Annotated in this window: 17 protein-coding genes; 13 read left to right on the top strand and 4 right to left on the bottom strand. The window is 59.7% G+C overall.

The window, feature by feature from the left end:
* Positions 1 to 141 precede the first annotated feature (141 nt).
* The gene (locus tag FHT84_RS27440) at positions 142 to 579 is read left to right on the top strand and encodes a metallopeptidase family protein (RefSeq protein ID WP_112339847.1); all 438 of its coding nucleotides are present in this window, start codon (positions 142 to 144) and stop codon (positions 577 to 579) included.
* A 47-nt stretch (positions 580 to 626) separates the two neighbouring features.
* Here FHT84_RS27440 and FHT84_RS27445 read toward each other — a convergent pair whose 3' ends face one another.
* A complete protein-coding gene (locus FHT84_RS27445; RefSeq protein WP_112339848.1) occupies positions 627 to 833 on the bottom strand; it encodes a DUF1737 domain-containing protein in 207 nt (68 codons plus the stop codon).
* A 26-nt stretch (positions 834 to 859) separates the two neighbouring features.
* Positions 860 to 1,804, bottom strand: coding sequence for a CoA ester lyase (locus FHT84_RS27450; protein ID WP_183765274.1), 945 nt, complete (start codon positions 1,802 to 1,804; stop codon positions 860 to 862).
* Between the two features lie 111 nt (positions 1,805 to 1,915).
* Here FHT84_RS27450 and FHT84_RS27455 point away from each other — a divergent pair, with 111 nt between their 5' ends.
* From FHT84_RS27455 to FHT84_RS27500, 10 genes are all read left to right on the top strand, one after another.
* Positions 1,916 to 2,152 (top strand): hypothetical protein, encoded by a 237-nt coding sequence (locus FHT84_RS27455; RefSeq protein WP_112339850.1) that lies wholly within the window; start codon positions 1,916 to 1,918, stop codon positions 2,150 to 2,152.
* Positions 2,153 to 2,345: 193 nt separating this feature from the next.
* Complete coding sequence (gene leuD / locus FHT84_RS27460) at positions 2,346 to 2,954, top strand: 3-isopropylmalate dehydratase small subunit (RefSeq protein ID WP_113250824.1); 609 nt, start codon at positions 2,346 to 2,348, stop codon at positions 2,952 to 2,954.
* 464 nt (positions 2,955 to 3,418) lie between these two features.
* Positions 3,419 to 4,237 (top strand): sugar phosphate isomerase/epimerase family protein, encoded by an 819-nt coding sequence (locus FHT84_RS27465; RefSeq protein WP_183765271.1) that lies wholly within the window; start codon positions 3,419 to 3,421, stop codon positions 4,235 to 4,237.
* A gap of 269 nt (positions 4,238 to 4,506) precedes the next feature.
* The gene (gene leuB / locus FHT84_RS27470; RefSeq protein WP_112339853.1) at positions 4,507 to 5,619 is read left to right on the top strand and encodes a 3-isopropylmalate dehydrogenase; all 1,113 of its coding nucleotides are present in this window, start codon (positions 4,507 to 4,509) and stop codon (positions 5,617 to 5,619) included.
* 186 nt (positions 5,620 to 5,805) lie between these two features.
* Complete coding sequence (lpxE, locus tag FHT84_RS27475) at positions 5,806 to 6,570, top strand: lipid A 1-phosphatase LpxE (RefSeq protein ID WP_183765269.1); 765 nt, start codon at positions 5,806 to 5,808, stop codon at positions 6,568 to 6,570.
* Between the two features lie 238 nt (positions 6,571 to 6,808).
* On the top strand, positions 6,809 to 7,063 hold the full coding sequence (locus FHT84_RS27480; RefSeq protein ID WP_112339939.1) for a helix-turn-helix domain-containing protein: 255 nt from the start codon (positions 6,809 to 6,811) through the stop codon (positions 7,061 to 7,063).
* Positions 7,064 to 7,222: 159 nt separating this feature from the next.
* On the top strand, positions 7,223 to 7,972 hold the full coding sequence (locus FHT84_RS27485; RefSeq protein WP_112339854.1) for a glucose 1-dehydrogenase: 750 nt from the start codon (positions 7,223 to 7,225) through the stop codon (positions 7,970 to 7,972).
* Between the two features lie 298 nt (positions 7,973 to 8,270).
* Entirely contained in the window at positions 8,271 to 8,780 is a 510-nt protein-coding gene (locus FHT84_RS27490; RefSeq protein WP_112339855.1) for a DNA starvation/stationary phase protection protein, read from the top strand.
* A 369-nt stretch (positions 8,781 to 9,149) separates the two neighbouring features.
* A complete protein-coding gene (locus tag FHT84_RS27495; RefSeq protein ID WP_112339856.1) occupies positions 9,150 to 10,184 on the top strand; it encodes an aspartate-semialdehyde dehydrogenase in 1,035 nt (344 codons plus the stop codon).
* Between the two features lie 286 nt (positions 10,185 to 10,470).
* Positions 10,471 to 11,292, top strand: a complete 822-nt coding sequence (locus FHT84_RS27500) for a lytic murein transglycosylase (RefSeq protein WP_183765267.1) — start codon at positions 10,471 to 10,473, stop codon at positions 11,290 to 11,292.
* 93 nt (positions 11,293 to 11,385) lie between these two features.
* Here FHT84_RS27500 and FHT84_RS27505 read toward each other — a convergent pair whose 3' ends face one another.
* Together FHT84_RS27505 and pdxY are read right to left on the bottom strand one after the other, a co-directional pair.
* Positions 11,386 to 12,027: a carbonic anhydrase gene (locus tag FHT84_RS27505; protein ID WP_183765265.1), complete on the bottom strand. Its 642-nt coding sequence runs from the start codon at positions 12,025 to 12,027 to the stop codon at positions 11,386 to 11,388.
* A gap of 72 nt (positions 12,028 to 12,099) precedes the next feature.
* Complete coding sequence (pdxY, locus tag FHT84_RS27510) at positions 12,100 to 12,975, bottom strand: pyridoxal kinase PdxY (RefSeq protein WP_113250819.1); 876 nt, start codon at positions 12,973 to 12,975, stop codon at positions 12,100 to 12,102.
* Positions 12,976 to 13,267: 292 nt separating this feature from the next.
* Between pdxY and FHT84_RS27515 the strand changes: the two genes are divergently transcribed.
* Together FHT84_RS27515 and FHT84_RS27520 are read left to right on the top strand one after the other, a co-directional pair.
* Positions 13,268 to 18,058 (top strand): NAD-glutamate dehydrogenase, encoded by a 4,791-nt coding sequence (locus FHT84_RS27515; RefSeq protein WP_183765263.1) that lies wholly within the window; start codon positions 13,268 to 13,270, stop codon positions 18,056 to 18,058.
* A gap of 52 nt (positions 18,059 to 18,110) precedes the next feature.
* Positions 18,111 to 19,499 (top strand): MFS transporter, encoded by a 1,389-nt coding sequence (locus FHT84_RS27520; protein WP_183765261.1) that lies wholly within the window; start codon positions 18,111 to 18,113, stop codon positions 19,497 to 19,499.
* The last annotated feature ends 33 nt before the right edge of the window (positions 19,500 to 19,532 follow it).

Raw genomic sequence — 19,532 nt, forward strand, 5'->3', positions numbered from 1 at the left:
ATGTTCCTGTTATGTTCTTATGGATTCCAGAGCTTGCGAAAAGAGTCAACACCATTTCATGAGAAAATATTCCTCTGTCGCAATCTACACTCGTAAAAGCGGCGCAAAGCCTCTATATGACCAGCCAAGGAAGGAATATTCATGGCTCGCGTCGACCAGAGCGAAGATTGGCGGGATCGCCACTCGCCCTCCATCAGCACATTCGAATCTCTGGCAATGGAGGCTTACAGCCATCTGCCGGATGAATTCCGCTCACTCACCGGTGATCTCATCATCCTCATCGAAGATTTCCCGGATGACGAGGTATTCGAGGACATGGCGCTGGAAACACCTTTCGACCTGCTCGGTCTCTTCGAAGGCCGCGGCATTTCGGAGCGCTTCACCGCCCAGACCGGGGATATGCCCAACAAGATCCGCCTTTATCGCCGACCGATCATCGACTATTGGGCTGAAAACGACGAAACCCTCGGCGACATCATCACCCATGTCCTGATCCATGAGATCGGCCACCATTTCGGCCTGAGCGACGAGGACATGGAGCGCATCGAGGCAAGCGCTGAAGAAGCGACGGATCGCTGATACCACCCCGACCGCAAGACGGCCGGGGGAAGAACTTCAGTTATGGCTTACTGTTCGGAAAGCTTCATATCCGGATCGTAATCCTTGCCGGCCACGTCCTTGATGACGGCCTGGCCGCACTCCATCCGGCCGCTCGCGGCATTGAAGCCATAGGTCGGCGAACCGTACAGCTCCCAGCCCTTGTTCAGCGCCGCACTTACCTTGTGGCAAAAGGAAGCGTCATCGGGACCGGTGAGGAAGCGGTAGAGTTTCATCAAAGCATCTTTCTTGTATTTAGCAATCAGACGTCGCTACGGGGCGTTCCGGCAGCGCCCGAAGAGCGCTGCTCGATCAGGCGAGCTTTATGGACGAGTCTCTCCGCCTGGACAAGGTGCAGCCGCTCCACCATCCGCCCACCAAGGTTCACGACATTGAGAGCGTCAGCGCCCGGTTCGGAGAAGGCTGATATGATGGCTTCAGCCTCGGCGATGGCAGCTTCATCGGGGCCGAAATGCCGGTTGGCCGCTTCGATCTGGTTCGGATGGATCAGCATCTTGCCGGCAAAGCCCATGATGCGGCCTTGGCCGCATTCGGCCTCGAATGCCGCGTCATCCTTGAAATCGTTGAGGACGCTGTCGATGGCCTCGAGCCCATAGGCGCTGACAGCAAGCACCACCTGCATCAGCCAAGGCACGAGATAGGCGCGACCAGGCTGCGGCAGGACACCGGTTTCCTTTCTGAGATCGTTGAGGCCGACGACGAAGCAATCGAGCCGGCTGCCCGCCGTGCGTCCGGCCTCGGCGATCGAAGCGGCGTTCAGGATACCGCGCGGCGTCTCGATCATCGCCCATATACGCAAGCTTTCCGGCGCATCGGCTTCCGCGAGCCTGTCGCTGACGCCGGTCACATTCTGCGGTTCGTCCACTTTGGGCAAGAGGACCGCATCCGGCTCCAGCTCCGTGACCAGCGCCAGGTCGTCGGCCCCGAAATTGGAGGAAAGCGCATTGATGCGGATGATCCGCTCCTTGCCCGGAAGCGGCGAGGCTAAAAAGAAGGTCCGCAAATTCTCCCGCGCCTCGACCTTCTTTTCCGGCGAGACCGAATCTTCGAGATCGAAGATGACGGCGTCGCAATCGAGGCTCGAAAGCTTGTCCAGCGCGCGCCGATTGCTGGCGGGAACGCTTAAGACCGAGCGGCGCAGGCGGGCGGGGCGGGAAGGGGAATCTTGGCTCGCGGAATGGCTCATTGTGCTGTTTTGCCGCGCTTTTGATCATCAGGCAAGTCAACAAAAAGCCACGCTCCTCTTGCAGATGACAGAGATGAGGACCACATTGCTCGGAGTAGAGAGGTCTCGACCATGCAGAATATCCGTTCCCTGTTCATCGCGCTCGCCGGTATTACCGTGTTTGCAGCCATGGCGCTATTTACCGTTTCGGTCACGCTTGCCGTCGGCGGCATCCTGACCGTGCTCATGGCAGCCCGCGCGATTTCGCTGCGCATGAAGCCGGCGCCGGTGCACGCCAAGGCAAAGACGAACGGCCAGCGCGAAATGCGCATCTGGAACGACGGTCGCGGCACGATCATCGACCTCTGAGGTCGAAACAGGTGAGGGTAGCCTCTTGCGGGCTGCCGAACGCATTCCCCCAAGCTCGGACACGTGCTCGAAGGATGGAATGCGACCCAAACGCCGCCTTTTAGAGCATTTCCAAGATTCTCCTTCATTTCGGGCCGGATTTGCTCTATTGGCAAGATAATTCGTGCTTAGACGAGAATGAAGGCAGGACCCCATGGACAAGTTCGTGAAGTTGACCGGTGTCGCAGCACCTCTCCCGGTCGTCAATGTCGATACCGACATGATCATCCCGAAGGATTATCTGAAGACCATCAAGCGCACGGGTCTCGGCAAAGGCCTCTTCGCTGAAGCCCGCTACAATGAAGACGGTTCTCCGAACCCGGATTTCGTGCTGAACAAGCCGGCCTATCAGAACGCCAAGATCCTCGTCGCCGGCGACAATTTCGGCTGCGGCTCTTCGCGAGAGCATGCTCCCTGGGCACTTCTCGACTTCGGTATCCGCTGCGTCATCTCGACCAGCTTCGCCGACATCTTCTACAACAACTGCTTCAAGAACGGCATCCTGCCGATCAAGGTCAGCCAGGAAGACCTCGACAAGCTGATGGACGACGCCTCGCGCGGCTCCAACGCCATCCTGACGGTCGATCTAGAAAACCTCGAAATCACCGGTCCGGACGGCGGCTCGCTGAAGTTCGAACTCGACGAATTCAAGCGTCACTGCCTGCTGAACGGCCTCGACGATATCGGCCTGACGCTGGAAAAATCCTCCGCGATCAACAATTTCGAAAAGACGAACGCCGCATCGCGCCCCTGGGCAGCCTGATCGGTTTTATCATTATTTCGCGTTTCGAAGCCGGGCCTTGCGCCCGGCTTTTTCATGCCGAAACGGACTCCCTGTCCCGCCTGTGGAAGGGCCATTGCATATAAAATAAAAAGCTCCCCTTTTGACGGGGAGAGGGGCGATTCCGTCAAAACCCTTCGCCCCGCCCTGAGCTTGTCGAAGGGGCGGGAGAAGGTGAACTCGAACAGTTGAGCGAAACGAACTGTGAGAGGACTGAAGAGGGGTTGATCTGTCTATATGCGATTGCTCTGGGCGAGCGGGAGAAGGGACTATCCCGCAGTTGCAGCACCTCAGGAGAGGGAAACGCAAATCCCGCGAAAACAGCTGAGACATCACCTTTCTCATCCGCTGTAATATGATCGACAAGAAGGAGGTCCATACAGGCGTGCCGAGAACCTTCGGGCATCTCTCCCACCCTTAAATTTCTCCACGCATTGGAGCCCCTCATGACCTCCCTTCCCATTGTCGGCGCCGCGATGACGCTTGACGACGTCGAAATTCATCGTAACTGGCTGCTCGAAAAGCCGCGCGACCTGGAACTGCAGAGCTTCGTCGAAGCCGAAATCCTCAACGGCGACTGGGCTCCGCTGGCCGAACGCGCCCGCAAGCTGCTCGACGGCCATCAGGGCCGCCTTGGCATCCACGGCCCATTCTGGGGCTTCGTCATCGCTTCTCAGGATCCGGATATCCGCGCCGTCGTCTCCAGGCGCCTGCTGCAGGCCCTCGACGTCTGCGCCAATATCGGCGCCACGCAGATGGTCATCCATAGCCCCTTTACGTCGTGGTCCTACAACAACCTCGACAACAACAAGGGCGAGCGCGAAAAGATCATCGAATACACGCATCTGACGCTGAAAGAAGCCGTGAAGCGTGCCGAAGATATCGGGCTGACCATGGTCATCGAGAATATCGAGGACAAGGATCCCCATATCCGCGTCGGCCTCGCCGACAGCTTCAATTCGCCCGCCGTCGCGGTTTCGATCGACACCGGCCATGCCCATTACGCCCACGGCTACACGGGCGCTCCGCCGGTCGACTACTACGTCCACGCCGCCGGCAACCGCCTGCAGCATGTCCACCTGCAGGACGCCGACGGCTATGCCGACCGTCACTGGAGCCTCGGTGAAGGCAGCATCCATTGGCGCGCCGTCTTTGCCGCCCTTGCCAAGCTTAACAGCAATCCGCGCCTGATCATCGAGATCAAGGATAAGTCAAAGATTCCGGCATCGGCCGCCTACCTCGCTTCGCTCGGACTGGCGGAGTAAGGTTTGGATATCCCTTCTACCCTTGGGGAAAGGTGCCCGGAGGGCGCGGATGAGGGGCGGCACGAAGCTGCCGCTACCAGATTTACCTAAAATCTCCGGTAACGCCTCCTCACCCCGCGCGTTCCGCGCGCCCTCTCCCCGATGGAACGTGGGTAAGCTTTCGGTTCAATACGCCCGAAAACCGTACCGTTTCGGCCCTTTCCTCGCTTGAAAAGCCGTATTTGCAGGTCTAAAAACCCCGCAACTTTTTCTTTCGCGGAGGCTTTCCCATGACAGTGCGCAATCTTTTCCTCCTGCCGGGTGATGGCATCGGTCCCGAAGCCATGGGCGAAGTTCGCAAGATCATCGCCTATATGAACGAGGCAAAGAATGCCGGCTTTGTCACGGATGAAGGCCTTGTCGGCGGCTGCGCCTATGATGCGCATGGCTCCGCCATCTCCGAAGAAGACATGGGCAAGGCGCTTGCGGCTGACGCCGTCCTCTTCGGCGCCGTCGGCGGCCCGAAATGGGATGCTGTACCCTATGAAGTGCGTCCGGAAGCGGGCCTGCTACGCCTGCGCAAGGATCTGCAGCTGTTCGCAAACCTACGCCCGGCTATCTGCTACCCGGCGCTGGCATCGGCCTCATCGCTGAAGCCGGAGCTGGTCGACGGCCTCGATATTCTCATCATCCGCGAACTCACCGGCGGCGTCTATTTCGGCGAGCCGAAGGAAATCATCGATCTCGGCAACGGCCAGAAGCGCGGCATCGACACACAGGTCTACGATACCTACGAGATCGAGCGTATTGCCGGCGTCGCCTTCGAACTGGCGCGCACCCGCAGCAACCGCGTCTGCTCGATGGAAAAGCGCAACGTCATGAAGTCGGGCGTGCTCTGGAACCAGGTCGTCACCGCAACGCATAAGGAAAAATATGCCGATGTGCAGCTCGAGCATATGCTCGCCGATGCCGGCGGCATGCAGCTCGTTCGCCAGCCGAAGCAGTTCGACGTCATCGTGACGGACAACCTGTTCGGCGACATGCTCTCCGACGTCGCCGCCATGCTGACTGGCTCGCTCGGCATGCTGCCGTCCGCTTCGCTCGGCGCACCGGACGCCAAGACCGGCAAGCGCAAGGCGCTCTATGAACCCGTGCATGGCTCGGCCCCCGATATCGCCGGCAAGGGCATCGCCAACCCGATCGCCATGATCGCCTCCTTCGCGATGTGCCTGCGCTATTCCTTCGGCATGGTTTCTGAAGCCGATGCGCTGGAAAAGGCGATCGCCAACGTGCTCGACAGCGGCATCCGCACTGCCGACATTATGTCGGCTGGCAGCCGTCAGGTCGGCACGACAGAAATGGGTGACGCCATCCTCGCCGAATTCAAGGCGCTTTCGGCCTAAGCCAGACAGATCGCCTGATATATTTCACGTGAAACACGAGACCCCGCTCTGCAGCGCAGCGCGGGGTTTTCATTAGAGCGTTTCCGCTTTTCCTCGGATCGGCGGACCGATCTCGGAGCTCTTAAAAATACTGTTACAGGAACCTGCTAGTCATCCGGCTGATTGGAAATCAAACGGGCAATGGTTATGCAGGCGATCTTGACGTCTCTCGACAGGCGTTGGCGGCGAAGCGATGCGGCACTGGCACCGTCTCACTGGAAAATCTGCCTTTTCCTGACAGCCAATATTGTGCTGCTCTCGGCGCTTCTGTTCGACTGGCCTGTCGGAGCCACCATCAAGAACCTTTCGCCACCCCTTCACTTCTTCGGCAAGATGCTGACGAATTTCGGGGATTCCGAGTGGATCATCATCATCAGCGCCTTTCTGCTCTTCGAAGGCTGGGCCGGTAGCCGTCTGCTGCATTCGCAGCGCTGTCGCTGCAAGGCGTTGCGTGTCTGCCAGATCGGCGGCTACCTGCTGACGACAGTCGTGCTTTCCGGCCTTCTCTCCAATCTGCTCAAGCGCGCCATCGGCCGCGCCCGTCCGACCCATTTTGCCGATTGGGGGCCGTTCGGCTTCTCGCCCTTCAACGGCCGGGCCAGCTTCGAGAGCTTCCCATCAGGCCATGCGACCACCATCGGCGCCCTCTTCGTGGCGCTTGCTTTCGTGTTCCCTCGCTACCGCTACATCTTTGCTGCCTGCGCTCTGTGGCTGGCGATCACGCGTGTCATGGTCGGTGCGCACTATCCAAGCGACGTCATCGCCGGCCTAGCGCTCGGCGGCTGGTTTTCCTTCATGACGGCAATCGTCTATTCCCGCTATGGCCTGCTTTTCCGCATCAACGCCGCCGGCTGGCCGACGCCGAAATGGCAGCTATTCAAGGGCAGCAAGTCAGGTCAAGCCAACGCTTGATCCGATCCGCATTATCGGCATCCGCAGCATCGAACCGACAGCACTCTCGATGAACCAAGGCAAAGCTTCCACCAGCGCGGTAAAAGCAGCTTTCAATAGCAACCGCGCCGCAAAGGTTGCCAAGCCCGCCGTACATTCATATATCTGACGGGCGGGTCACCGAAGGTGGTCAACCCGATTTCGTTCATTTGCGATGAAAATCATGGATGCCGGGCCGATACGTTTGAGCGAAAGGCAGATGGGATTGATCTCCCGGGCGCTTGCCGAGCCGCGACGTGTGCAGATCCTCAAGGAAATCGGCACGCGCAGCGAACCCATGCCCTGCAGCACGCTCAACGAGTGCCATGCCGTCAGCGCCGCGACGATGTCCCATCATATCAAGGAACTTGAGAATGCCGGACTCATCGAGATCCAGCGGGACGGCAAATTCGCAAACCTTGTCCTGCGTCGCGATACATTGAACGCCTATATGGCGGAACTTTCCAAGATCTGACGATTCCGACGATCTCGCCAGCATTTGCTGTCGCTGCCCTTGTATCAATTAGATGATTATCTAAATATCAAAGTGACGATGCGGATCGGTTTTCGGGTCGCATGCGCCGTATGATTTGATGATTATAAAACTGTCTTACAATTTCCGAAGGAAGATGACATGAGCAAACTGGCAGGCAAGGTCGCGATCGTGACCGGAGCATCCAAGGGAATCGGCGCGGGCATCGCCAAGGCGATGGGCGAGGCGGGTGCAGCCGTCATCGTCAATTATGCCTCGAGCCGCGAAGGTGCCGATAAGGTGGTGGCGGAAATCACGGCAAAGGGCGGTAAGGCGCTCGCCGTTCATGGCGATGTTTCCAAGGCCGACGACGTCAAGCAACTCTTTGCCGAAGCTAAACAGGCCTTCGGACGCGTCGATATCCTCGTTAACAATGCCGGCGTCTACCAATTCGCCTCGATCGAGGAATTCGCCGAGCAGGAATTTCATCGCCAGTTCAATATCAATGTGTTGGGCACATTGCTGACTACGCAGGAAGCCGTAAAGCATTTCGGCTCCGAAGGCGGCAGTGTGATTAACATCGGCTCCAACGCCGTCAGCATGAACTTGCCGACTGCCTCCGTCTATACGGCAACCAAGGCCGCTGTGGATTCCATCACCAAGATCCTCGCCAAGGAACTCGGTTCACGCAATATCCGCGTCAACAATTTGGCACCGGGCGGCGTCGAGACCGAAGGCGTCGTCGCCGCAGGTATTATCGGCAGCGATTTTGAAAAGCATCTCGTCTCCCAGACCCCTCTCGGCCGTCTCGGCCAGCCGACCGATATCGCTCCGGTCGCCGTCTTCCTCGCTTCGCAGGATGCCGCTTGGGTAACCGGCGAAACCCTCTATGTCGGTGGTGGTCTGAAGTAGTCGCTGTTCGCGATATTTCCCTCCGAGAGGAGGGCGGTTTGCCGGGCGCGACACAACCGCGCGCCCGGTCGATACTTTAGCAAACAATTGCCAAACCACCTCATTTTCCTATTTAGTAGATCCGTTCGGGTTTTCCGACCAAGCATCACAGCCGCCAGGCCGCAAAGCGGCAATATCAGGCCGTGAGATTTCAAAACGATTCTATCTTCAATGCGATCCTACGCGGCAGCGAATGCCATCGAACTCCCCTAAGATCCGCCGGCGATCGCTGTCGTGAACAACAACGGAGGACGTCTTTATGAATACCGCCAATACCAAATCGAAATTGGGTACGCGCACCAATCTCAGCGAGGAGGCAACGCGCGATATTTCCGCAGCCTTGAGCGCCCTGCTGGCGGATGTCTTTGCCCTTTATCTCAAAACCAAGAATTTTCACTGGCACATGAGCGGGCCGCATTTCCGCGACTATCATCTGCTTCTCGACGAACAGGGCGAGCAGATTTTCGATATGACCGACCCCATGGCCGAACGCGCCAGGAAGATCGGCGGAACGACCCTGCGGTCGATCGGTCAAATCGCCAAGCTGCAGCGCATTCCGGACAATGACGCCGAATATGTCGATCCGCAGGACATGCTCGCAGAACTGGCGGACGATAATCTGAAGCTCTCTGCCGAAATGCGCGCCGTCCACGACGTCTGCGACGAGTACGGCGATGTCGCTACAGCCAGCCTTCTGGAAAACTGGATCGACGAGACCGAGCGCCGTACCTGGTTCCTGTTTGAAACCACACGCAAGTCCAACCGCTGATACTGAAACGGCGCGCCTTCGAACATGGTGAAGGCCCGTTTCGGCACGCTCGATTTCCTCGCTTCCGCACCGATGGAAGCGAGGAAATCCTTGACTCCTGTGGAAAACATCTTAGAACCGGCGACGGAAAAGGAAGACTTCCATGGTTCGCTTCGAACAGCTCGATAGCTTCAGTCACCTGGCGCAATGTGCCGGGCGGGATGTCCATTTTCCGGTTTCTTCCAAAACCAAGGCCAAAACGACGACGAAAACCGTCTGACGTCTCTGGCCTGCCGCTCTCTCCCCGGCTCGGCCGGGGACAGGAACCGGTCGTTATGACCGCGGTTCCCCCCTCGCCAAAGAGGAGAGAAGAGAAAGAGAGCTTGAGAAATGGGTTTCAAAGTTGCAGTAGCGGGCGCGACCGGGAATGTCGGCCGCGAAATGCTCAATATCCTGGCCGAACGCGGCTTCCCGGCCGATGAGGTCGTGGCACTCGCATCGGCCCGTTCGCAGGGAACCGAAGTATCCTTCGGCGACCGGACCCTGAAGGTTTCCAACCTGGAGAACTACGATTTCTCCGACACCGACATCTGCCTGATGTCGGCCGGCGGCGACGTTTCGAAGAAGTTCTCGCCGAAGATCGGCGCCCAGGGCTGCGTCGTCATCGATAACTCCTCCGCATGGCGCTACGACGCCGATGTGCCGCTGATCGTTCCGGAAGTGAACCCGGATGCCGTCACGCAGTTCACCAAGCGCAACATCATCGCCAACCCGAATTGCTCGACCGCGCAGCTCGTCGTTGCGCTGAAGCCGCTGCATGACTTCGCCAAGATCAAGCGCGTCGTCGTTTCGACCTACCAGTCGGTTTCCGGCGCCGGCAAGGACGGCATGGACGAGCTGTTCAACCAGACCCGCGCCGTCTTCGTCGCCGACCCGATCGAAGCGAAGAAGTTCACCAAGCGCATCGCCTTCAACGTCATTCCGCACATCGATGTCTTCATGGAAGACGGTTACACCAAGGAAGAGTGGAAGGTGCTGGCCGAAACCAAAAAGATGCTCGATCCGAAGATCAAGGTCACCTGCACGGCTGTGCGCGTCCCCGTCTTCATCGGCCATTCCGAATCCGTCAACATCGAGTTCGAAAACGAGATCACCGCCGACCAAGCCCGCGATATCCTGCGCGAAGCTCCCGGCTGCCTCGTCATCGACAAGCAGGAAAACGGCGGCTACATCACGCCGTACGAATCCGCCGGCGAGGACGCGACTTACATTTCGCGCATCCGTGAGGACGCAACGGTCGAAAACGGCCTCAACATCTGGGTCGTCTCCGACAACCTGCGCAAGGGCGCCGCGCTCAATGCCATCCAGATTGCCGAACTGCTCGTCAACCGCGGCCTGATCAAGCCGCGCAAGCAGGCTGCGTAAGGATCCGTAAACCAATTTACGGTTTATAAATCCTTGCCGGCTAAGCAGGATCGAATGAAAGCCTCGCCATTTCGGATGAAAGGCGGGGCTTTTGCAAATGGGTTTGGGGGTCGTGTTTCACGTGAAGCGAAACATTGATCGCTAAAATGAGATAATGACAGAACGGTTGGATGCTGGCATGGTCCAGTGGCAACTAGACAGCGCATAAGCCTGGAAACTGGAGGGTTTATGCGCCTTTCAAAACGGTTACCGCGCCCGCGGCGCGGTGAGAATTCGGGGACACTGAATGCGCATCACAAAGTCTGGAATGGCAACTCTCGTGGCGGGCGGGTTGTTGCTGGCGACGCCGATTGCCGCAAATGCGGCATCCTGTGGCAACACTTCCGCCGGTTTCGAGAATTGGGTGCAGGAATTCAAACGCGAAGCGCAAGGACAAGGCGTCAGCCCCTCGGTCCTCGATAGGGCCTTCGCCAACGTTCATTACAACCAGCCCACCATCCGCGCCGATCGCGGCCAGAAGAGCTTCAAGCTTTCCTTCGAGGAATTCATGAAGAAGCGCGGCGGCCAGACCATCATCAATCGTGGCAGGAGCATGAAACAGGCCAACGCGGCACTGTTTGCCAAGATCGAGAAGCGTTTCGGCGTCCCCCCAGGCCCGATCATCGCGATCTGGGGCATGGAAACCGGCTTCGGCAGCTATATGGGTGACCAGCATACGCTCTCCGCCGTTTCGACCCTTGCCTATGATTGCCGTCGTTCGGCCTTCTTCACCGAGCAGCTCTACTCCGCCCTGAAGCTTGTCGGCGAAGGCTACCTCAGCCCGTCGGCGCGCGGCGCGGCGCATGGCGAAATCGGCCAAACGCAATTCATGCCCAAGAACGTCGTTGCCTTCGGCGTCGACGAAGATGGCGACGGCAGGGTCGACCTCGTCGGCTCGCGCGCGGATGCACTCGCTTCGACGGCCAACTTCCTGCGCGGCCATGGCTGGCAGCCCGGCGCCGGCTATCAGCCCGGCGAGCCGAATTTCTCCGCTATTGCCGGCTGGAATGACGCAAGGGTCTATCAGCAGGCGATCGCCTATATCGGTCAGCAGATCGACGGCAGGTAAGCCTGATACCATGAATTAAAAAGGCGCTGCGACCGGATGGTGCGCAGCGCCTTTTCATTTGATCTGCCGTTCGCCCCAATAAACGTCCGGCCGTTAAACGTCAGGGCGGATGAAATCGCGGGTGCTTGGGTCCATGATCCATAGCTCGCCCGTCGAAATGTCGAACCATGCACCATGCAGGTGCAACGTGCCCTCTTCTTCCCGCGCCTTGATCTCCGGGAAACTGCGCAGATTCTCCAGCGAATTGCGGATCGAAATGCGCTCAAGCGCCGTCTGGCGCTCGGCCGCTGTCATGATATCGTTGCTCTGGATCTGTTCGGCGGCCGGCTTCAGCAAGCCCATCCATCGGCCGATGAAATCGCCAGGAGACAGCGGCTCGGCATCGGGGTCGAGCGCGGCGCGGATACCGCCGCAACGGCCGTGGCCCATCACGACGATATCGGAGACCTTAAGCGACAGGACAGCGAATTCGAGTGCCGACGACGTTGCATGGAAATTGCCATCCGGCTCATAGGGCGGCACCATGTTGGCGACGTTGCGGATGACGAAGAGCTCTCCCGGGCCGGCATCGAAGATGATCTCCGGGGCCGAGCGGGAGTCACAACAGGCAATCACAAGGGTCGATGGGTTCTGGCCGAGCTCGGCCAGATTGCGATAGCGTTCGCGCTCATCGACGTAACGCCCGCTCATGAAGTTACGATAACCGTTCAGAAGGGTGTCGGGAAAGCTTTGCATGACATTGAATTACAGCGCAGTTTGGCCGATGGCAACTGTTGCGCTGTAAAAAGCGTTAACCGTCGTAAGCCGCTATTTTTTTCGCCGCTGCGCCGGATGGACCAGGTGCCGCAGCTGCACCATCGCCATCGGCGTCGACAGGCTCGCTGAATCGACGGCAAGCGTCAGCTCGTTGCTGCCGCGTTTGACGGCGCGCGCCAGCACTTCGTAGACGCTGGCCGTCGTCAGCTGCAGTGCCCTTTCCTCGTCCACGCCGGAGAGCAGGCGCGACAGGAACACGGCGGACAGGAGATCGCCAAGGCCGTTCGGCGCCCCCTCGATGCTGCGATGCTCGGCAAGCAGCGCGTTTCGGCCGCTGAGATAGAGATTACCGATGCCGCCGGCCATCATCGGCACAGCCGAGGTTACCAGCATGCGCGAAGGTCCCAGCGCAAGGGCCGCCTCCATGATGGCGTTGTTATCCTCGAGTGGCGCACCGGCCAGCCACGCAAGCTCGTAACGGTTCGGCGTGGCCAAGGAGGCTAGCGGGATCAGGAGATCGCGGATGGCTTCGGCCGTTGCCTCGGGCACGTAAAGACCGCCGGCGTCGCCGATCACAGGATCGCAGGCATAGAAAAGATCGGGATTCTTTTCCCGCAGGGCAGTCACCAGCCTGGCGACGGAGCGCGCCTGTGCGGCATTGCCGAAATAGCCCGAGAGAACCGCCTTCACCTCGGAAAGCCAGGGTGCCGCTATGAGATCGTCGATGGCGTGGTCGAAATCCGCCTCGTTGAAGGTCAGCCGCGTGGAGCGGCCATGGCCCGGATGCCAGGGCAGAACGATGGTCGGCAGCGCCCAGACAGGGTGGCCGAGCGTTTCCAGCGCGAAAACGGCCGCACGATTGCCGACGGAGCCTCTGACGACATGACTGGAAATGACGATAACGGCGCCGGCCGACATTTGCGACATGATCTTGCTTTCAGTTCAGGGCTTCGCACTGCATGGCGCCGTTGATGATCCCTTTGGCGCCACTCTGTCAACCGCGCTTCACAGAGTCATGAAAACCTCTGTTGACGTCCGTGTTTCGCCAATTTCATGCCAATGTTCATCTGCTTTGCATCCAGATCGCATATTCCAGCAAGATTTTTAAAAAAACGGAGCGAAATCGGTCCAAAAGCAACCAAATCCGCATTCTTTTTGCCAGTTTTTTCGCTAAACCTTCTGCTACTGTGGTCAGAATTCGAAAATCGGGAGGAATTTCATGGCGCCCAGAACCAATCCGAAACGGGAAAAACAGATCGACGCGGCACGCAAAATAGCCGCGGCATCGGGCAAGGCGCATCTTGATCCCGAAATCCTGTTCGGTCGCGCCAGCAATGACGATATGGAGCGGTACACTCCGGAAATGCTAGCTCTTGCCGCGAGGCACGCGGCCAGGGAACTGGCAGCCTGGAGCGGTACCTCTCCGCGCGTCAGCATCGAGCAGGTCGCCAATATCGAGCCCGATGGCACCGCCGTGTCGATCCTCTCCATCACCGACCACAACATGCCCTTCCTTTACGAATCGATCATGGGCGAGGTGACCAGCAGCTACCGCGATCTCTATATGGCGGTGCACCCTATCCTGGTCATCGAGAAGGGCAAGCAGCCGAGCCTCTATTCCGCCGATCAGCCAAGCGACCCAGCCCATCGCGTCAGCCATATCCAGCTTCATCTCTCGCCCTTGACGACAGCGCAGGCGACCGATCTGACCAAGCGGGTCCAGACCGTGCTCGATCAGACGCATCTCACCGTTTCCGACTGGAAGCCGATGCTGTCGCGCCTCGATACCGTCATTTCCGAACTTTCCACCTATGAGGCAGCTGGCCGCCGCAAGAACGATCGCGACGAGGCGCTCGCCTTCCTTGCCTGGCTACGGGATGGTAATTTCACCTTCCTCGGCATGCGCGAATATGTCTATTCCGGCAAGGGCGCCAATGCCAAGGTGGAGCGCGATCGGGGCACCGGCCTCGGCATTCTTTCCAATCCGGATGTGCGCGTTCTCCGGCAAGGCAAGGACGCCGTCACCACGACGCCGGAAATTCTCGCTTTCCTCGACGGGCCGGATTTCCTGATCGTCACCAAAGCCAACGTCAAATCGATCGTCCACCGCCGTGCCTATATGGATTATGTCGGCGTCAAGCGCTTCGATGCGGACGGCAATGTCACGGGCGAGCTGCGCATCGTCGGCCTTTTCACCTCCACAGCCTATACCAGTACGGCAACCGAAGTGCCGCTGCTGCGCTCGAAAGTACAGAAGGTCAAAGATCATTTCGGCTTCGATCCCACGAGCCATTCCGGCCGCATGCTTGAAAACACGCTGGAATCCTATCCGCGCGACGATCTCTTCCAGATCGACACCACGCTGCTCGCAAGCTTCGCCGAACAGATCAACGACCTGACAGACCGGCCGCGGGTGCGGGCGCTGCCGCGCATCGACCATTTCGACCGTTTCGTCTCGGTGATCGTCTATGTTCCGCGCGAGGAATATGATTCCGTCGTCCGCGAAAAGATCGGCAACTACCTGAAGTCAGTCTATGACGGTCGCGTCTCCGCCTATTATCCGGCCTTCCCGGAAGGCGGCGTGGCGCGCGTGCATTTCATCATCGGCCGCAGCACCGGCAAGACGCCGCATATTCCGCAAGCGAAACTCGAAGAGGCGATCCGCGCCATCACCGCCCGCTGGGACGAACGCTTCGTCATGCTGGCAGGCCCGAAGGCGCCGAGCATCTCCGTCAGCCAGGCCTTTCAGGAAGCCTTCTCGCCGGAAGACGCTGTTGCCGATCTGCCTGATATCACGGCAACCGCCGGCGCCGAACCGATCCGCATCGCCTTCTATATCCGCAAGGATGAGGCCGGCGACATTTTCTCGCTGAAGATTTTTCACGGCCAGGGCAACCTGGCGCTGTCGCGCCGCGTGCCACTCCTCGAAAATCTCGGCTTCAACGTCATGAGCGAGCGCACCTTCGATATTTATGTCACTAGCAGGGACGGCTCGACCGGCCATGTCGTCCTTCACGATATGGAGCTCGAAGCTCGCAGCGGCGCGACGATCGATCTCGCCCGCCATGGCGCGGCACTGGAGGAAGCTTTCCTCGCCGCCTTCGACGGCACGATCGACAATGATGCCTTCAACCGGCTGATCGTCTCCGCCGACCTTTCCGCTCGCGAGACCAATGTGCTCCGCGCCTATTCCCGCTATCTACGCCAGGCAGGCATCGCCTATTCGCAGGATTACATCGCCGCGACCCTGGACAAATACCCGCGCATCGCTGCCTCGCTTTTCCGCCTCTTCCATGACACGCTTGATCCGAAGCTCAGCGAGAAGAACCGCACGAAAAAGCTTGTCGACCTGCATGCGGGCATCGAAGCCCAGCTTGCCGACGTTCCAAGCCTCGACGACGACCGCATCCTGCGCCGCTACGTCAACGCCATCGATGCGACGCTACGCACCAACTATTTCCAGAAGAACACCGACGGCACGCCAAAGGCCATGCTTGCCTTCAAGCTCGATCCGAAACTGCTGGATGGCCTGCCCGAACCGCGCCCCTTCCGCGAAATCTTCGTCTACGGCGTCGAAGTGGAGGGCGTCCACCTGCGCTTCGGCAAGGTTGCGCGCGGCGGCCTGCGCTGGTCGGATCGTGCGGAAGACTATCGCACCGAAGTGCTGGGCCTCGTAAAGGCGCAGCAGGTCAAGAACGCTGTTATCGTGCCCGTCGGCGCCAAGGGTGGCTTCTATCCGAAGAAGCTTCCGGTCGGCGGCAGCCGCGACGAAATCTTCAACGCCGGCCGCGAGGCCTATAAGACCTATATCCGCACGCTGCTGTCGATCACCGACAACATCTCCGGCGCCGATATCATTCCACCGGCCGACACCGTGCGGCTTGACGGCGACGACCCCTATTTCGTCGTCGCCGCCGACAAGGGCACCGCCACCTTCTCCGACACCGCCAATGCGCTGGCGCAGGAAGCCGGCTTCTGGCTGGACGATGCCTTTGCCTCGGGCGGCTCGGCCGGTTACGATCACAAGAAGATGGGCATCACCGCCCGCGGTGCGTGGGAAACGGTGAAGCGGCATTTCCGCGAAATGGACATCGACATCCAGACGACGCCCTTCAGCGTCGTCGGCGTCGGCGACATGTCCGGCGACGTCTTCGGCAACGGCATGCTGCTGTCGCCGAAAATCCGCCTGCTTGCCGCCTTCGACCATCGCGACATCTTCATCGATCCCGATCCGGACATGGACAAGACGCTCGCCGAACGGCAACGCCTCTTCAACCTGCCGCGTTCGAGCTGGCAGGACTTCGACAAGTCGGTCCTGTCGAAGGGCGCCATGATCATCTCGCGCTCGGCCAAATCGGTCACGCTGACGCCGGAAGCGGTCGCTGCCATCGGCATCGAGAAGTCGGTCGCAACCCCCTTCGAGATCATGACGGCGATCCTCAAGGCGCCGGTGGACCTGCTATGGTTCGGCGGCATCGGCACTTACGTCAAGGCAACCGCTGAAACGGACTCGGACGTCGGTGATCGCGCCAACGATCCAATCCGCATCACGGCCGACGAGGTTCGCGCCAGGGTGATCGGCGAGGGCGCCAACCTCGGCGTCACTCAGAAAGGCCGCATCGCCTATGGCCTGAAGGGCGGGCGCTGCAACTCCGACGCCATCGATAACTCCGCCGGGGTCAACACCTCCGACGTCGAGGTCAACATCAAAATCGCGCTTGCGAGTGCCATGCATGACGGCCGGCTGACACGCGCCAAGCGCGACACGCTGCTCGCCTCCATGACCGACGAGGTCGCAGCGCTCGTTCTGCGCAACAATTATCTGCAATCCTTGGCAATCTCGCTGTCAGAGCGCAAGGGCACAGGCAACGCTCTCGAACTCAGCCGCTTCATGAGCGTGCTGGAAGCGGCCAAGCAGCTCAACCGCAAGGTGGAGACCCTGCCTGACGATCAGACCTTCGCCGAACGCTATGCCAACGGACGCCCGTTGACCCGCCCTGAAATCGGTGTGCTGCTCTCCTACGCCAAGATCGCTCTATTCGATGCGATCGTTGCCAGCGACCTGCCCGACGATCCCTATTTCGCCGCCACCCTCAGCCGCTATTTCCCGGCCAAGATGCAGCGCTCGAATGCCACGGATATCGAAAACCATCGTCTGCGCCGCGAGATCATCGGCACGGCGCTTGCCAACGAAGCGATCAACCGTGGTGGCCCGGGCTTTGTCGTCAGTATGATGGACGCGACGGCCGTATCGGCTGCCGAAGTCGTCAAGGCGGCCGTCATCGCGCGCGACGGTTTCGATCTCGACCGGCTCTGGAACGAGACCGACGCACTTGACGGTAAGGTCGGCGGCCAGATGCAGAACCGAGTCTATGGCGAGATCACCGAGGTCTACACCGCGCTGACGCGCCTCCTCCTGAAGACCGGAGCGACCAAGGGCGATATCGACGAAACCGTTAGCCGGCTTGGTGCTGCCCTGAAGAAGCTGCGGCCAGTCTTCCTGACTCATATCCCAGCGGATTTTGCAGCCGAAATCGCCGCTCGCGAAGCGGAATACCAGGCCGCCGGCCTGCCGCAGAAGCTCGCTTCGGAGATCGCCACGATCTACGCGCTCGTCCTCGTGCCTGAGATCATGCAGATCGCCGAGCGCACCGGCGATACGCTGAACCGGGCCGCAGAAAGCTACTTCACCGTCTCGCAGACCTTCCGCGTCGGCCGCTTGTTGCTCGCCGGCAGCCGGATCGTGACAGGCGATCATTATGAGAGCCTCGCTTTGGCGCGCAGCCTCGACCAGATCGCCGGCGCCCGCCGCGATATCGTCATTTCCGCATTGTCCAACCATCCGAAGGACAAGCAGCCGGTTCAGGCATGGCATGCGGAAGACCGTATCCGCATCAATCGCATCGCCGAAGAGCTCGGCGGCCTCAGCGAAAGCGGCGATCCCAATCTCGCCCGCATCACCGTTGCCGCCGGTCTGCTCACCGATCTTGCGAACGGCCGGGCAAGATGACACAGTCCGCCCGACCCTGTCATGCGGGGTGAGGGAATGAGGGCAGAATCTGGTGGCGACCGAAATTGTTGACGATGACGTGCCGGCAAAAGTGCCGGCACGCGGTATCTGGGGCTGGATGTTTTTCGACTGGGCGGCCCAACCCTTCTTCACCGTCGTCACCACCTTCATCTTCGCCCCCTATTTTGTCGCGCGGCTGACGGCCGATCCCGTCTCCGCCCAGACGACATGGAGCAATATGGCGACGATCTCCTCGGTGATCATCGCCATTCTCTCCCCGGTCCTTGGCTCGATCGCCGATCAATCCGGCGCCCGCAAACCATGGATCGCCTTCTTCGCCGTCATCAAGATTGCAAGCCTTTTCTGCCTCTGGGGCGCAGCCCCCGGATCGCCCGTCATCTATCCGGTGATCTTTATGATCCTGGCTTCGATCTCGGCCGAATTCTCGATCGTCTTCAACGATTCCATGATGCCGCGGCTGGTCGGTAAGGACGATGTCGGCAGGCTGTCGAACGCCGCCTGGGGGCTTGGCTATCTCGGCGGCATGATCGTGCTGATCACTGTCGTGACCCTGCTTGCCGGCAATCCGCAGACCGGCAAGACCGTTCTCGACTTCAGCCCGCTCTTCGGCCTCGACGCCACGCTGGGCGAGGATGCGCGTATCACCGGGCCGATCTCGGCCGTGTGGTATTTCATCTTCATTCTGCCGATGTTCCTCTTCACGCCGGATGCCGCACGCGGCCTGCCGCTTCGCGCCGCAGTCCGCTCCGGCCTACAGGAACTCTCCACGACCCTGGTCGAGCTCAGGCGCCGGCGCGGCATCAGCCTCTTTCTTGTCGCCCGCATGATCTATCAGGATGGCGTCAACGGGCTCTTGATCCTTGGGGGCACCTTCGCGGCCGGCATGTTTGGCTGGGCGACGATCGAAATCGGCATCTACGGCATCATTCTCAACGTCATCGCCATCTTCGGCTGCTTTGCCGCCGGCTATGTCGATCGCTGGCTGGGATCGAAGACAACAGTCGTCATCAGCCTGACTTTGCTGCTCGTCGCGACGTTCGGCATCATATCGACCGGACCGGGCTTTACGCTCTTCGGCCTCGTGCCGCTTTCGACCCTCGATGCCGGCGGTCTGTTCGGCACGGCAGCGGAAAAAGCTTATATCGGCTATGGACTGCTGATTGGCATCGCTTTCGGTCCCGTCCAGGCCTCCTCGCGCTCCTATCTTGCTCGCAGCGTCAGTCTCTCGGAGGCCGGCCGTTACTTCGGCATCTATGCGCTCTCGGGCCGCGCCACCAGCTTCATGGCGACCCTGTTCTTCTCGCTGGTGACCTATTGGAGCGGCTCTGCCCGCCTCGGCATGGCGACGCTCGTCATCTTCCTCGCCGGTGGCCTGCTACTTCTGTTGCCGACACCCTATCCAGCCAACAAGGCGAAATAGGCAAAGAAAATCCCGGCTGGCAAACCAACCGGG

Origin of the sequence: Rhizobium sp. BK289 (assembly GCF_014193575.1) — a bacterium.
Lineage (GTDB): Bacteria > Pseudomonadota > Alphaproteobacteria > Rhizobiales > Rhizobiaceae > Rhizobium > Rhizobium tropici_C.